The 262-nt window shown below is 48.5% G+C and carries 1 protein-coding gene; it reads left to right on the plus strand.

The features are described from left to right. The coding region (locus tag FDX22_RS31495) for a DUF2303 family protein (protein WP_255432989.1) at positions 1-262 on the plus strand (262 nt) is incomplete at both ends.

Consider the following 262-nt stretch of genomic DNA (forward strand, 5'->3'; position numbering starts at 1 on the left):
CGCTTATATCCAGCGTTTCCGCGATGAGCGTTCCGTCGTTTTCGCAGACAAAACCAAAACGCGCATTGTCGCCGTGCTGGATTTCCACCAGAACGCTGATAATCCGAGCTGGGCTGCACATAAAGCTGTTTATGACTGCCCGTTCTCCGACGAATGGAAATCATGGACAGCCAACGATGGCAGCAAAATGGACCAGATTAACTTCGCTGAATTCCTGGAAAACAATATTCAGAATGTTGCGCCGGTTAGTGATTCATACCAT

It is taken from the genome of Citrobacter sp. TBCS-14, assembly GCF_005280805.1.
Taxonomy (GTDB): Bacteria; Pseudomonadota; Gammaproteobacteria; order Enterobacterales; family Enterobacteriaceae; genus Citrobacter; species Citrobacter gillenii.